The sequence below is a fragment of the Fictibacillus norfolkensis genome (assembly GCF_014836645.1).
Classification (GTDB): Bacteria; Bacillota; Bacilli; order Bacillales; family Fictibacillaceae; genus Fictibacillus; species Fictibacillus norfolkensis.
The window spans coordinates 1-14,473 of the sequence record NZ_JACSQM010000011.1 but is presented as its reverse complement, the minus strand read 5'-3'; the positions used below and the strand labels follow the sequence as shown (position 1 = coordinate 14,473).

The 14,473-nt window shown below is 38.5% G+C and carries 12 protein-coding genes and 2 tRNA genes; 1 reads left to right on the top strand and 13 read right to left on the bottom strand.

Going from position 1 to position 14,473, the window contains the following annotated elements:
* Positions 1 to 22: 22 nt before the first annotated feature.
* From H9648_RS17960 to sigW, 10 genes are all read right to left on the bottom strand, one after another.
* A complete protein-coding gene (locus tag H9648_RS17960) occupies positions 23 to 1,747 on the bottom strand; it encodes an AAA family ATPase (RefSeq protein WP_191755172.1) in 1,725 nt (574 codons plus the stop codon).
* Positions 1,731 to 3,896 (bottom strand): Mu transposase C-terminal domain-containing protein, encoded by a 2,166-nt coding sequence (locus tag H9648_RS17955; protein ID WP_191755171.1) that lies wholly within the window; start codon positions 3,894 to 3,896, stop codon positions 1,731 to 1,733. The genes H9648_RS17960 and H9648_RS17955 overlap by 17 nt, the downstream gene beginning before the upstream one ends.
* A gap of 13 nt (positions 3,897 to 3,909) precedes the next feature.
* Complete coding sequence (locus H9648_RS20795; protein WP_225218983.1) at positions 3,910 to 4,194, bottom strand: TnsA endonuclease C-terminal domain-containing protein; 285 nt, start codon at positions 4,192 to 4,194, stop codon at positions 3,910 to 3,912.
* 9 nt (positions 4,195 to 4,203) lie between these two features.
* Positions 4,204 to 4,749: a TnsA endonuclease N-terminal domain-containing protein gene (locus tag H9648_RS17950; RefSeq protein WP_225218982.1), complete on the bottom strand. Its 546-nt coding sequence runs from the start codon at positions 4,747 to 4,749 to the stop codon at positions 4,204 to 4,206.
* Between the two features lie 405 nt (positions 4,750 to 5,154).
* The gene (glmS, locus tag H9648_RS17945; protein WP_191755170.1) at positions 5,155 to 6,957 is read right to left on the bottom strand and encodes a glutamine--fructose-6-phosphate transaminase (isomerizing); all 1,803 of its coding nucleotides are present in this window, start codon (positions 6,955 to 6,957) and stop codon (positions 5,155 to 5,157) included.
* A gap of 480 nt (positions 6,958 to 7,437) precedes the next feature.
* The gene (glmM, locus tag H9648_RS17940) at positions 7,438 to 8,778 is read right to left on the bottom strand and encodes a phosphoglucosamine mutase (RefSeq protein ID WP_191755169.1); all 1,341 of its coding nucleotides are present in this window, start codon (positions 8,776 to 8,778) and stop codon (positions 7,438 to 7,440) included.
* An 18-nt stretch (positions 8,779 to 8,796) separates the two neighbouring features.
* Complete coding sequence (locus H9648_RS17935) at positions 8,797 to 10,119, bottom strand: CdaR family protein (protein ID WP_191755168.1); 1,323 nt, start codon at positions 10,117 to 10,119, stop codon at positions 8,797 to 8,799.
* Positions 10,103 to 10,936 carry a diadenylate cyclase CdaA gene (gene cdaA, locus H9648_RS17930; protein WP_191755167.1) on the bottom strand — a complete coding sequence of 278 codons (834 nt, stop codon included), beginning with the start codon at positions 10,934 to 10,936 and terminating at the stop codon, positions 10,103 to 10,105. The genes H9648_RS17935 and cdaA overlap by 17 nt, the downstream gene beginning before the upstream one ends.
* 228 nt (positions 10,937 to 11,164) lie before the next feature.
* Positions 11,165 to 11,827, bottom strand: a complete 663-nt coding sequence (locus H9648_RS17925; RefSeq protein WP_191755166.1) for an anti-sigma factor family protein — start codon at positions 11,825 to 11,827, stop codon at positions 11,165 to 11,167.
* A gap of 5 nt (positions 11,828 to 11,832) precedes the next feature.
* Positions 11,833 to 12,408 (bottom strand): RNA polymerase sigma factor SigW, encoded by a 576-nt coding sequence (gene sigW, locus H9648_RS17920; protein ID WP_144704627.1) that lies wholly within the window; start codon positions 12,406 to 12,408, stop codon positions 11,833 to 11,835.
* 200 nt (positions 12,409 to 12,608) lie between these two features.
* Here sigW and H9648_RS17915 point away from each other — a divergent pair, with 200 nt between their 5' ends.
* Positions 12,609 to 12,779, top strand: a complete 171-nt coding sequence (locus H9648_RS17915; protein ID WP_171005666.1) for an aspartyl-phosphate phosphatase Spo0E family protein — start codon at positions 12,609 to 12,611, stop codon at positions 12,777 to 12,779.
* Positions 12,780 to 12,811: 32 nt separating this feature from the next.
* Here H9648_RS17915 and rocF read toward each other — a convergent pair whose 3' ends face one another.
* The 3 genes from rocF to H9648_RS17900 form a co-directional block, all read right to left on the bottom strand.
* Positions 12,812 to 13,711 carry an arginase gene (gene rocF / locus H9648_RS17910; protein ID WP_191755165.1) on the bottom strand — a complete coding sequence of 300 codons (900 nt, stop codon included), beginning with the start codon at positions 13,709 to 13,711 and terminating at the stop codon, positions 12,812 to 12,814.
* A gap of 599 nt (positions 13,712 to 14,310) precedes the next feature.
* Positions 14,311 to 14,386: transfer RNA gene (locus H9648_RS17905), tRNA-Ala, on the bottom strand.
* A gap of 13 nt (positions 14,387 to 14,399) precedes the next feature.
* Positions 14,400 to 14,473: transfer RNA gene (locus tag H9648_RS17900), tRNA-Gly, on the bottom strand.

Here is a 14,473-nt window from a genome sequence, read left to right as displayed (position 1 = left end):
CCCTCCGTAAAGTGGCTAATTTTTAGATGATTTCAGACATTTCATCATATTCTTTTACTAAACCCGCTTCAAACAAAGCTTCTTCGGAAGACAATCCTTTTTTTAATCCTTCATTGACTATAAAACGAATATCACATTGCTCTAGTAAAGGTTTAACTTTTTTGGGCTTTGCTAACTTCGGTAAATTACTTTCATGATTAACATTCTCGGTTACTGAGATTGGCAACGTATTATTCAATGCTAGTTGTGCTAAATGAGCGAACATGTTTGTCTTATTCCCCATCCCCTCACTCCCTTGAAAAACAGTTAGTGCGAGTGATTCTGCTAATTCATTACTTGAAACTATGTTTAAAGCAAATTGGACTAGTTCAGTAAGTATTGAGTCTTTATTTTTTTGTTGAATAACACGAGAATGATCCATTGCTGCTTTACCATATAGATTTACACAGTGAGATGCTTGTTTAAAATAGTCGTTAAACGAACCCCATTCTAAGTTGACGTCATCCAATTCGTCTAACAACGAAATGGAGCTCCCCCTTCTTATCCTTTCAAAAATTGGTTGAAGAAGCTTTAAACTCTTTGAGGCTACATCATTTAGAAGTGGTACAGTGATTTCTTCTCCATTTAATATCGCTTTAGCCTGTACATGCATAAATAACTTCACAGCTATATCAGGTATGCCTAACGTTTGGTAATACATTACCTTTTTTAAGTCTTCTGTTAGTGGAGTATATTTTACAGTGTATTGCAAATCCCAAAGATTCTTTAGGAATTCATTCCATTCCCAACTATCATCCAGCATTAGAGTTGTGACATTTTCATTGTACATATCTGGAATGCCTCTACGTGAAACAGCTAATGATTTTTTGTATAGATACATTGCTTTAAATGTCCCTATCACAATGACTGGAATTCCTATTGTGTTAACCAATTCCGTTATGAAATTAATTATTCTCTCATCACCACCAGAATGCGCCTTTTGAACATTCTGTATCTCATCAATAATTAGTACACCAAGATTAATTTGAGCTGCCACCCTAACCATTCTTTTCGCTAAATCATCGATTGTCCCACCTTTTGCTCCGTGTTTTTCATAAAAACTACTTCCCAGTAAATCATCAACAGCTGCATAAAAGTTTTTACATAACGCACCTAAGGATTTACCGCTTGGGCACTCAATTTTAAGCCAAACCACTTGTGTCGTAAGTAACTTTCTTCCTTTGTACTCACTATGATGAATAACTTGTGGAAACAATAGTTTTAGTATCCGTTCGTATACTTTACTCTTCCCCATACCACTTAAACCAATTTCAGTTGAACTTTGGGCAGTTTGAATGTTACCTGCAATATTTGCACCGGTTTCATCTAAACCTGTAACAAGGATTTTATCCCAGCCCATAGCAAATTGTCGGTTATACATTACCGTAATAGGATTTCTTGATTGATAACCTATTTTTATCATATTGTAAAGACTCCTGTATTTATCATAATGATTAGGAAGGGGTAACCAAAAGCTAGGCTTTATTTGCTGTACAAGTTCCAAACGGTCTTCAATTCCTAATTCCAAGTTTTCTGTTTTAAACATGGGTACTGAATATAATTTGTCGTAAAAGCTTTCAATATCTAAACGGTTTGGTATCGCTTCAATAAAAGGATTTCCTTGATTTCGATCTACAATTTGTTCATTATACTCAGCCTTGCAATGAACACCATTTAACAATTCTTGACCTTCATTCCAGAGATTCACGTCCACTTCTCCTTTCTTTATTCATAGCGCCAAAAAGTTTCTGTATTTTTGTCGCATCATTTTCAATTTTATTTGGAAAGGTAATAACTTCAGCAGTTTCTATCTTTTCATTATTTGTGTCCAATAATTTCTTTGCAGTGAAAGCATTATGGCTACCTACAAACCTACTTTCTGATTTTTTTGTATCCCTCCTGTCTTTTTTCCTTTGTGCTAGACTCAAAAATTCAGTAGCTTCCTTTGTTTTTCTTATCGCTTCATTAGCCAAATTTTTTGAGTATGCGTGTAATACTGCTTTGTGTTGTTTCTCTTCACTCTCTTTGTTCCTAATTTCATCTTTTTTATATTGCATGATTGCCTTAACATCCTCTAGATGTAAACCATCATATTCTTTATACTTTTCTGTTAGGAAACACTTTTCGATCTTTCCATTGTTCATACGGATAAAAATACAACTAACATTTCGAGGATCATACCTAATTTCAATTTCCTTCTTTTGATCAATCTTTTCATCCACAAACCAGCCGTACTTCAACCCTAAATCACTTGTATAGTACATATTCGAAAACTTAATTCCTCTTCTAGTTACTGTTGATTGTTCTTTCGGTAAAAGATTATATATAAGCACATCCTGCTGTTCTTCATGTAAGGCTGATTTACTTTCTCCCCATTCCCATATTCCTTTTGGAGATAATTCTACTTTTTCCTCAAACATTTCCTTAGTCACCAAAAACTCTTCTGGAAGGGCGCTTTTATTATAGGTAAGGATTTGTAGAATCATAAATTGTGTAAATTCATAAATGGTTAACGCAGCTTTACCCGTAGGATCTTCATCACCTCTTTCTATCATTTTAGGAGGTTTTGCTCCTGCCTTATAAAAAAGCTCACGAATTTCTTTATTAATTATCCTGAAATGTTGCTCTACAAAGGGCTTTAAATCACCACGATAAGAGGGTGCATTATCCACATCAACCTTAAGGTTGACTAGATTTTCAGCCCATTTACTTTTCAATTCACCACGGTCACCTGACAAAAATACCGGTAGGTTTTTACAAGGCCAGTCATGTTCTTTTATCTCAATTCCGTATTGCCTACAAAACTCTACTTTTTCAGACGCTGCATTAATCATTGCTACCATGAGTTCAATTCTAGACGCAGGACTTAAACTGGCATGAAAACCTGTAATCATACGACTATAAACATCTTTAACTATATATAAAGTAGGCGTACCAATTATCGTTTCCCTGTCCTCTGCAACCAGAATTATATCTGCCGGTGTAGAATCAATTTCATATAGATGTCCTATACCAATTGCCCTCGCGGTTGGATTTCCTTGAATCGGTCTTACGTCCATTTCTGCTTTTCGTTTACCTCTTCGATTTGAATACCTTTGCATAGGAGAAATTTCCTTTTTATACCAATATGTAAATTGCCGTAAAGAAGGAGCATTTCTAAAGTCTACTATCGGCACCATTACTCCATGTTCACGATAAAAACCAGATTTATACCATTCTTCACACATATGTTGATGTGTCGCTGTAAGATCCATCTTTTCTTTTGTGTGAAATTTTTTTATAGCTTTTCTGAAGATTTCTTTATCCTTTTCGGTAACAATCCACTCATTACCATCTTTTGATTTTGGTCCAGGTTTCTTTGTATAATTCCTTGGTTTAAAACTACGGCCACATTCAAAGTAGTTTTTTAGGAGAGCATTTATTGTTTTTCCATAGAACCAATACTTCTTGAGAAATTTATATATTTCTTTTTTAGACTTCCCTGTCTTCTCTTTCGTTTCCTCAACTAAAGTTCCGCGGTAAATCGATATGTATATTTCCGGTTCCTGGCAAACAATATCCTTAATAATATTCCAGTTATTGTCCCTGTCTTTTTTGTACTTTTCCAAATAGGCTGGATCTGGTGAAACCAATCGTAGATCCGGATCTACTTGTACTACTTGCGCTCTATCATCTTCCAAATCAGTTAATAACTCCGTATATTTTAAAGGAAATGGGAAAGTCATCTTTTTATAGTCGCTTATATCCACCACATAAATATCTTCTTGATTAGGTGATATCCAGAGGACTCGAATAATTTTTTCTGTTTTTAAATCTGAGTCAAGCAATTCAATTATGCTATTTTGGTAGATAATCATTTTTTTACTCCCTTCATCCTACATTTTTATTACGAGAAATATTTGGTTCTTTACAATCAACTATTTTTAATGGATTCGAATTTTTTATTTTTGTATTCATGTCGGTACTCCATTTTTTAGTTGCAAGCATGTGCTTCAGGATAAACATACTTGTCCCATTTTCTATGCCTAATGACTTGTCACATCTGAGGCACAATTTACTTATGGACGTATTACCTTGATCGTGAATTATAACTTTAAAAAGGTCTTCATTAATTAGCGAAATAAGCTCTTCATCTATATTAGGTCTAGTATCCAAGTACCTTGCTTAATACATCCACTCTACATTTGATATAAAAATATCTGGCATTCGTTGTTCGGTCACAATACCCCAATCTATACCCTGTTCTACGAAGAACCTTCTTTCGATTTCAAATAACTCTAAAGTCCGTTTAGTTAATTTTGAGGCAGGTTTAACCGTTCGTACAATATCAATTAACCCTTGTGAAGTTCGTAATGTTATCAAAAAGTCAGTAGTCATCACAACGGGTACTCCATCTACGTGTGCATGTTTTATACCAAGCTGCTTGGCTATTTCTTCTGTTCGGTTTAACGGTAGTAAAGGAAACTGTTCTCTAATGTCAACAACTGTATCAATCCATTCCAAAAAATACAGGTATTTTCTTTCATGACTAGACAATGTATGGTGGATTCTTTGTGTTTTCCAACCAAGGTGTCTAGTTAACCAACCTTCAGATGCAACCTTATTGTCATGTGCTTGTATAAAGGGTAAATAATCCTTTCCAGACCCCTGTCCTCTTCCGTCATTAATTTGTTTTTGTTGTCGTTTTTGTAACTTTGTCCCTTTCAACATTGATACATTCCTCTCAGTTTTTTTTAAAAGTCAAAGTAAAATAGCAAAATAAAAAGCACCAATTAACATTAAACTTAGAAAAAGGTAAATTAAAAAAGCATTAGTTTATATACTAATAATTTCTAATGCTTATATAATTTCGAAACCTTTTCTTAAAGTTTTTAAATGTTAATTGGTGCTTTAAGGTTAAGATTTAACCATTAGCAACAATTTCGCCCTGGTAAATTTAATTACCTAATAATACATGTTTGACAGAAATTTATTTAATTATACTTATATCACTATTTTGGTAACTCACTATATTTGTTTTGTTTAGTTACCTACTACAATCAAGAGTTACCAACAATAATGTTTAGTTACTAACATTATTGTTGGTGAACAGGAGGTTTTGTGTTATTAAATGATCTATTCTACTGTTACTGACTTCGCAAGGTTACGCGGCTTATCTACGTCACAGTCGCGGTGAAGCGCTGCGTAGTAAGAGATCAGCTGCATTGGAAGTACAGATACTAACGGCGTCAAGTATGGGTGGATCTTCGGAAGAACGACGCGGTCGCCTTCTTCTTGCAGACCATCCATAGAGATTACGCATGTGTAAGCGCCACGTGCCGCTACTTCTTTCACGTTACCACGGATGCTTAAGTTAACATGCTCTTGAGTTGCAAGAGCGATAACTGGTGTACCGTCTTCGATCAATGCGATCGTACCGTGCTTTAATTCTCCTCCAGCAAAACCTTCTGCTTGGATGTAAGAGATTTCTTTTAATTTTAGTGCAGCTTCTAAACATACGTAGAAGTCAGCAGCACGCCCGATGAAGAATGCGTTACGAGTTACAGCTAAGAACTCACGAGCAATCTTCTCCATCTCTTCTTTTTGATCACAAAGAACTTCCATCGCGTTTGCAACGATTGCAAGCTCTTGCAGTGGATTGAAGTCTAACTCGATGCCTTTTGCACGAGCTGAGTCAACTGCTAGGATCGCCAGTACTGCGATTTGAGCTGTGTATGCTTTTGTGGATGCTACTGCGATCTCAGGACCTGCATACAAGTTAAGCGTGTAGTTTGCTTCACGAGAAAGTGTAGATCCTGGAACGTTCGTGATCGTTAATGCTTTGTGTCCGAGTCTCTTCACTTCAACCAATACGGCACGGCTGTCCGCAGTCTCACCGGACTGTGAGATGAAGATGAACAACGGCTTTTGTGATAAAAGCGGCATGTTGTAAACAAACTCACTCGCGATGTGTGCTTCAACAGGGATGTTCGCGATGTTTTCAATGAGCTGTTTTCCAACAAGACCTGCATGGTAGCTCGTTCCGCAAGCGATGATATAGACACGGTCCGCGTCTTTCATTGCAGCACGAATATCATCATCCAGCTTAAGATCGCCATTTTCATTTTGGTATTGATTGATGATGTTACGCATTACGAAAGGCTGCTCATCGATTTCTTTTAACATGAAATGAGGATACGTGCCTTTTTCGATGTCGCTTGCATCTAATTCAGCTGTATATGGTGCGCGCTCAACAACTGTACCGTCAAGAGTCTTGATCGTATAGCTGTCGCTTGTCACGATTACAATTTCTTTATCCATTAATTCAACGTATTGATCGGTTTGAGAAAGCATAGCCATTGCGTCACTCGCAATAACGTTAAAGCCTTCACCCTTACCTACCAATAACGGGCTCTTGTTCTTACCAACATAGATGGTTTCAGGGTTTTGGTTGTCGATTAGTCCGATCGCATAAGAACCTTTTAATTCTGAAAGCGTGCGGCGGAATGCTTCTTCCACTTCCATGCCTTCGTTCACAAAGTATTCTACTAGCTGAACGATAACTTCTGTATCTGTTTCAGACAACAATTCAACACCTGAGATGTATTGTTTCTTCACCTGTTCATAGTTCTCGATTACACCGTTGTGTACAAGTGTAAAGCGTTCTGTTGAACTTTGGTGTGGATGAGAGTTAACTCTGCTTGGAACTCCGTGTGTTGCCCAGCGTGTATGTCCGATACCAACGGATGCATCTACTCCAAGATCTACGTTTTCACGAAGATTTGCAATACGTCCTTTTTCTTTGAACACATGAACTCCGTCTTCATTAAGTACAGCGATACCAGCTGAGTCATATCCGCGGTATTCTAATTTTTCTAATCCGCGTAAAAGGATTTCCTTCGCGTCATTATTCCCAATATATCCAACGATTCCACACATAAATAAGCGTCCTCCTTAAAGCCATCACACTCTGCTGACGGCTTTCATAAGGGGGCCGTGAGCGGGGCTCACAACCCCACCTATGTTCTCTATTTTTATTTTTTTCACTTGCTTTCGTCTTTGTACAGGAAGTCACCTTACCTGGTTTGAACAAAAGCTTACGGAAGTGATGTTCCGAGAGGCATCCGCCGAAATATCGATGAACCTCTTCCTCGTCAACTGCTCTTTTCCCGGTCAGCAGTTCAGGCGCTTTTGGATGAATGATTAACTGTAAACTCCTTCCTTTTATTTGAAGTAAACAAAAATAATCATACACGGGTTTTTCAAAACCGTCAATTATTATTCTTTCCCAATCTGAGAAAAAATTGAAACATAATGTTCCATAATAATAAAAATATGCATACACAGCTCTTTCTGTGAGCAGCATATGCATATGTTTCGTGCCCTTTTTTATTTTATGAGGGACAATTACTATTTAATTTAAACAAGCTCAGCCTTTACCACTTCTACGATTTTATCTGCATGTTCTTGGCAGAGTTCTTCGGTTGGAGCTTCAACCATTACACGCACGAGTGGCTCCGTTCCAGAAGGACGTACAAGTACTCGCCCATTTCCTTCAAGCTCTGTTTCTACGTTATCGATCGCCGCTTTGATAGCATCGTTTCCGTTTAACTTAGACTTATCCGCTACTTTTACATTAATAAGAAGCTGCGGGAATTTTGCCATCTCACCTGCAAGTTCGGATAGTGGCTTTCCAGTAGCTTTTAAGATCGAAGCAAGCTGAATGCCAGACAGAAGCCCGTCTCCTGTTGTCGTGTAGTCTAAGAAGATGATATGACCAGACTGTTCTCCACCAAGGTTAAAGTCGTTCTTACGCATCTCTTCCATTACATAACGGTCACCTACAGCTGTTTGTGCAGATTTCATCTCGTTTGCTTCTACAGCTTTATAGAAACCTAAGTTACTCATTACTGTAGAAACGACTGTATCCTGCTTCAAACGTCCTTGTTCTTTCAGGTGCTTTGCACAGATGAACATGATTTGGTCTCCATCGACGATGTTTCCTTTTTCATCGATCGCGATCAAACGGTCTCCGTCACCATCAAATGCCAGCCCCATGTCGCAGCCTTTTTCTTTTACAAGTTCAGCAAGTTTCTCTGGATGTGTACTTCCTACACCTTCATTGATGTTTAGACCGTTCGGACTTGTACCCATCGTAGAGATGTCTGCTTCAAGATCAGCAAACAAGTGTGGAGCATGTGACGATGTTGCTCCGTGCGCACAATCTAAAGCGATATGAAGACCAGAGAAATCTCCAGGAACCGTTTGTTTCAGATAATGCATATACTTTTGTCCGCCTTCGAAATAATCGCTGACAGACCCTAAGTCTCCGCCTACAGGACGAGGAAGTTCATCTTTTTCATTATCTAATAGTGCTTCGATTTCCGCTTCCTGCTCATCTAACAATTTGAAGCCATCTGCTCCAAAGAATTTAATCCCGTTATCTGCTACCGGGTTATGCGAAGCTGAAATCATAACACCTGCTTGTGCGCCTAAAGCTTTTGTTAAGAAAGCAACTCCAGGAGTAGAGATTACGCCTAAACGCATTACTTCCGCACCGATGGATAGAAGTCCCGCTACAAGAGCACCCTCTAGCATCTGCCCCGAAATACGTGTGTCACGCCCGATTAAGATTTTAGGTCTTTCTGTATTTTTTGTAAGAACATATCCTCCAAAGCGCCCTAATTTAAATGCTAATTCAGGCGTAAGTTCTGTATTTGCTACTCCTCTAACTCCGTCGGTACCAAAATATTTTCCCATTATTGCTCTCTCCTTCAACTATTGACTGCTAGTCTCTGTTTGAATTTCCACACTGGCTTCCTGAACTGTACCTGTCAGTTCAACATCCCCTGGATTTTTCCAATCTATCTTCACTTTATGGGTCCCTTGATCGAGTGAACTCACATCTACGATTCCTTGCAGATCTGACTTTTTCAGAGAGTTAAGCACACTCTTTTTTCCTCCTACCGTTACATCGACAACTCCATCTGCTGGATCTAGAAACGTTGCTTGTTTGTCAGCGTCACTTCCGAGCAGTGTTAATGGAACATCACTAAATGTTTTTGTCGACTCTTGATCAGCCGCTTCTGGTTCTGCTTCCGTTTCGGCATCGGCATCTGCTTCTGTTTCCGTCTCAGTACCCGTTTCTTCAACGTTAACTTCTACTGTTACCTCTTTTAAAGAAACGTCGTCGATCCCATCTGGTACAGGAACATCAACAGTAAGTGTCGTATCTTTTTTGATCTCACTTAAATCTATCGTTATCTCTTTAAAAGAATCAATTTTTTCTAGAGAAGTTGTTGTACCTGTTAATGTGATCTCGCTCGGATTCGATGTGATCGATTGAAGAGAAAGTCCCTCATCTAATTTCCCTTTCGTTTCGATAGAAATCGGTACCGTTTTCTTTGGCTTCTTGATCGGTACGGATACTTCAGCTACTCCTGGGTTGATCTGAACATCGATTAAATCTCCTTGCTGATTGTATGCACGCAGTGGAACTTTTGTTTGAATCGATTCATCTGCATCCGTTACATCAACAAATCCTGTGATGAATGAGATCTGATCGATCATCCCTTCTGCACCCGTCACATCAACCGTTCTCGGTGAGAACTCAACTTCACCTGCTGTATATCCTTCAGGCATTTTTCTTTTGTTCTTCAGGTCCACGTTCACGTTCATTTCTTTTGTTACTTTTTTATGCAGAATAACATCTACGTAATCTGGATTAATCTTAGCCTTTACACCCTCAGGCAGACCTTGAACTTGAACTTTTACCCGCTTGTTCCCAGGTTTCATATTCGTGAGGTCAATATAGACTTCGAATTCTTTATCTACTTTTGTCGCTTTTGTAATCAAACGGCTGGATCCTGTTAGAGTAAGATCAACCGATGATGGCATATCGGTAAGTACGTATTGGTTGTCATCAAAGTATGGTTTGATCTGTACGTTCTCAATCGTCTCACTTTCGGTATACATTTTAGAGAAGATTGAATTGTTCGCTGCTTCTTCCTGCGTCTCCATCGTTACGATCGTGTACATCATGAGGGCTAGGAGGAAAGCAATAATTTTTACAAACCATGAACTACTAAGGAGTTTGTCCATTTTTCTTTCCCCTCCAATTCCAGCGAGTTGAGGAAGTGGACTTGTTGGCAATAATCAATTCTGCGTTTAACAAATTTCTTAAAGACTCTTCGTCCAGGTTACGATAGATCTCTCCGTTTTTCGTAAGTGAAATCGTACCTGTTTCCTCAGAAACGATAACCGTTATGGCATCTGTTACTTCACTGATCCCTAGTGCAGCTCTGTGTCTAGTTCCAAGCTCTTTTGAAACAAACGGACTTTCCGTCAATGGTAAATAGCACCCAGCTGCATAGATCTGACTTTGTTTAATGATGACTGCCCCATCATGTAAAGGCGTGTTCGGCACAAAAATATTTGTCAACAATTCGGAAGATAGATGCGCTTTAATGGGTATGCCGGTTTCCACGTATTCACTCAATCCCGTTTCTCGTTCGATCGACATGATCGCTCCTATTCGTCGCTTAGACATATAGTTCGTCGATTTACAGATCGCGGCAATGGCTTTTTCCGTCTCTTCTTCTTCAGGCAGTCCTGTACGAGAAAAGAACTTTCCACGTCCAAGCTGCTCTAGTGCTCGTCTTAACTCTGGCTGGAAAATGATGATGATGGCAAGAAGACCGTATGTAATCACTTTGTCCATCAGCCATGACATCGTTCTAAGATCGAACGAACTACTTAGAAACCAAACGACGATAATCACGGTTATTCCTTTTAGCAATTGAACAGCTTTCGTACCGCGAATCAGCATGATAAGCTTATAGATCACATAGGTTACTAACAAGATATCTATAATCTGAGTAATGTAATTGAATATATTAAAATCAGCGATTGGTAACATAAATTCCCTCCCAACCCAGTTTGTCTTCCAAGTTGAAGTATTTAGTGGTTCTTTAGATGAAATTGTTTCGATAAAAACCTCATGAAAAGTAGTATTCCTTTAAACACTACTTAAAATAATTTTTTAACCTACTTATTATAGCATACCTCAATGTAAAGAAAACTTGGCATGACTTTCACATGTTTTACTCATGATGGTTGGATGATGGTTCTAATTTAGTAAATTTGATCAAGAAAAAAAAGCCGTGTGAGAACGGCTTTCCTTATGAGTGTCATTCATTGCTTCATCATTCGTACTAACTAAAGATTTCAACTTATACCATACCCATTCGACCACTTGACCAATTTCCTGACTGTGGCCTGTTACTTCCCCAGCCGAAGCAAGATATTGATCGCCTTTTATGACCGTTACGTCACCTTCGACTCTGCCTTCTATTCGAACATCTGCATTCTCTACAACTAAATCGCCTTTAATTGTTTCCCCAGCAGGAACGACAACTACGCGTTCATTCTTTTTGATCTGCAGGTTTCCTTCGCCTTTTACAACGGCGAGGTCTTGTTGATTATAGCTCGTGAACACAGACGCTGCCATAAAGAACACAAAAATCGCTGCAGCCGTTAGAGCAGGATGGCTCTTCATCCAGCGCATCCACTTAACTTGTTGCTTCTCTTTAGGCAATTTAGCCATTACAGCCTCTGTAAAGCCCTCTGGCGCCTTCATATGGGATTGCAGCTGCAATTCCTTCAGTGTAACCGTCAACAGCTCAAACTCTTCTCTACACGTCTCACAATCCTTAAGATGATTGTGAAAGTTTTGTTCTTCTTCTTTTGTTGCATCACCATCAAGTACTTTATTCATTAATTCATCATATACGGAAGCTTCACCATGCATTTTTATCACCTCGTTTTTACAACCATTTGAAATACTTTCTTCAACGCTTCCCGACCTCGATGTATACGAGTTTTTACTGTTGGAACGGGTATGTCCATAATCTTGCTGATCTCTTCTAATGAGAGATCTTCAACGTATTTTAAAAGAATAGCCGTCCTGTATTTTTCAGGAAGCTTCATGATCTCTGCCTGAAGTTCATTCCATTCTTCATTCTCTGTAACCACTTCTTCAGGTAAAGGCTCTTCACTAGAAAGCTGACTATACATAGTAGCACCGTCTGTTCCGGGCACTTCTGCATCCAGATAATAATCTGGCTTCTTCTTCCTTAACCTATCGATACAAAGATTTGTAGCGATACGAAAAATCCAGGTTGAAAATTTGTATTCACTGTTGTACTTACTTATATTACGGTAAGCTCTTAAAAAAGTTTCTTGTGCTAAATCTTCTGCTTCATGTCCATTGCCGACCATCCGGAAACAATGCCGGTATATTTTATCTTTAAACAGGTCCACAATGCCTTCAAACGCTTCTTGGTCCCCTTTTTTAACTTGGGTCACCATATTCGCTATTAAGGCGTCCATTATCTTATCACCACTCGGATTTTATTTACGTACCAGCATTTCATAAGTTTCAAATCTTTACATATTTTTTTATTTTATCATGTTGCAGAATTTGACGAAATAAAAAGGTATTTTTTTCTAAATAATGCGTTTTAAATAAATCTGACCTGGGAATATTAATCATATAAAATATTATGCTGAGGCAGAAAGGGGTAGTTTGTATGCATAGAGATTTATTAATCGAACAGATCGAACACTCCAGACAGCAAATGAATGAACTCTCAAAACATCTTCCACTAATCGCACAAGAAGTAGTTGAACTCTCACAAGAGATCGATCACCTGCTTAACCAATATCAACGCATAAATGAAAAAGAACAGTTGCATCTATAAAGAGGCAACTGTTTTTATTTTGTCTTCGTCTATTATAGTAGTTTCTCTCCAAATAAAGAACCCATTAAAGCTACAGCTACCGTTGCTGTCTTGTTCTTTTCATCTAAAATAGGATTAACTTCTACAAATTCCGCTGAAGTGATGATTTCCGCTTCAGCAAGCATTTCCATTGCTAAGTGACTCTCTCTATAGCTGATTCCTCCAAGTACCGGAGTTCCAACACCAGGTGCATCATGTGGATCTAGACCATCTAGATCCAGACTTAAGTGAACACCGTCTGTATGTGCTAAGTATTCAATCGTCTCTTCCATAACTTTCGCCATGCCTAGACGATCCACTTCATGCATCGTATATACTTTAATCCCTTTTTCTTTGATCAGCTCACGTTCTCCTTCATCTAATGAACGTGCTCCAATAATCACAATATTTTCAGGTTTGATCTTTGGTGTGTAGTCGCTTATGTTTGTAAGCCTTTCATGACCAATTCCAATACTTACCGCAAGAGGCATTCCATGAATGTTTCCACTTGGAGATGTATCCGCTGTATTCAGGTCCCCATGCGCATCATACCAAATGACACCTAGATTCTCATAGTGTTTAGAAACCCCAGCCAATGTACCAATGGCGATACTATGGTCGCCACCTAGTACAAGTGGAAACTTCTTATTCGAGATTACATTTGATACCGTTTGTGAAAGCTTTTCACTCGCTTCAATGACACCTTTCAAATTTTTTAGATTACCTTCGTTTTCAATACTTTGTTTTTCTGGACGAGCAATATTTATATCACCAAAATCTTCTACACGATAATCCAGGTTTTCAAGGCGTTCAACAACACCCGCATATCGAATCGCACTCGGCCCCATATCCACACCGCGGCGCATTTGTCCTAAATCCATCGGTACTCCGATCACTGTAATATCTTTCAACATTTTTTCTTCCTCCCTTATGAAAAACACATAAAACTTGAAAATCTATCTCTATTGTAGCTGTAAGGGATTTCATGGTTCAACTGGACAAAATGTTGCATAGATATACCAAAAAGAAAGCGCTTTCGGACTTTGGTTACATATTTATGAGGTTTTGGATAAAAAGAAGATGGCATTGAGCCATCTTCTTTCCTTAATGAGCAGCACTTTGTTTTAACTTGTCCGTACTGAAATCGGGTATCTTTAGAAGGTTCAAGTTTCATGAGTAGAAAAATAGACCGCTAAAACAAATACCATTGAGGGTATTTTTGCTCGTAATTCTAATAATATCAGCAATAATTCTAGATATTTCGCAAATAATACGGCGAATTTCGGCTATAATACGGCGAGTTTTGCTCCTATATCGGCGAGTCGTCATAGTTCGACAATAAAAATGAGTCACATACCCTTAACCCTATTCCATAACTGACTCAAGTATACGTGATCACACTATACACTAGGAGCCCGAAAAGTTAATATCTCTATCAAACGAGAAGTATTTTAAAGTCTTCTAAACAACAAAAAAACTTCAGGCATCGCCTGAAGTAAAATAATTATGTATATGGTGGAGCTTAGCGGGATCGAACCGCTGACCTCCTGCGTGCAAGGCAGGCGCTCTCCCAGCTGAGCTAAAGCCCCGAAGAAAAATAAATGGAGCGGGTGATGAGAATCGAACTCACGACCAGAGCTTGGAAGGCTCTTGTTTTACCACTAAACTACACCCGC

What these genes read in the sequence shown, in the direction of transcription:
- H9648_RS17955 (WP_191755171.1), bottom strand. Translation starts at nt 3,896, where the DNA reads ATGATTATCTACCAAAATAGCATAATTGAATTGCTTGACTCAGATTTA.
- H9648_RS17950 (WP_225218982.1), bottom strand. Translation starts at nt 4,749, where the DNA reads ATGTTGAAAGGGACAAAGTTACAAAAACGACAACAAAAACAAATTAAT.
- glmS (WP_191755170.1), bottom strand. Translation starts at nt 6,957, where the DNA reads ATGTGTGGAATCGTTGGATATATTGGGAATAATGACGCGAAGGAAATC.
- glmM (WP_191755169.1), bottom strand. Translation starts at nt 8,778, where the DNA reads ATGGGAAAATATTTTGGTACCGACGGAGTTAGAGGAGTAGCAAATACA.
- H9648_RS17935 (WP_191755168.1), bottom strand. Translation starts at nt 10,119, where the DNA reads ATGGACAAACTCCTTAGTAGTTCATGGTTTGTAAAAATTATTGCTTTC.
- cdaA (WP_191755167.1), bottom strand. Translation starts at nt 10,936, where the DNA reads ATGTTACCAATCGCTGATTTTAATATATTCAATTACATTACTCAGATT.
- H9648_RS17925 (WP_191755166.1), bottom strand. Translation starts at nt 11,827, where the DNA reads ATGCATGGTGAAGCTTCCGTATATGATGAATTAATGAATAAAGTACTT.
- sigW (WP_144704627.1), bottom strand. Translation starts at nt 12,408, where the DNA reads ATGGACGCCTTAATAGCGAATATGGTGACCCAAGTTAAAAAAGGGGAC.
- H9648_RS17915 (WP_171005666.1), top strand. Translation starts at nt 12,609, where the DNA reads ATGCATAGAGATTTATTAATCGAACAGATCGAACACTCCAGACAGCAA.
- rocF (WP_191755165.1), bottom strand. Translation starts at nt 13,711, where the DNA reads ATGTTGAAAGATATTACAGTGATCGGAGTACCGATGGATTTAGGACAA.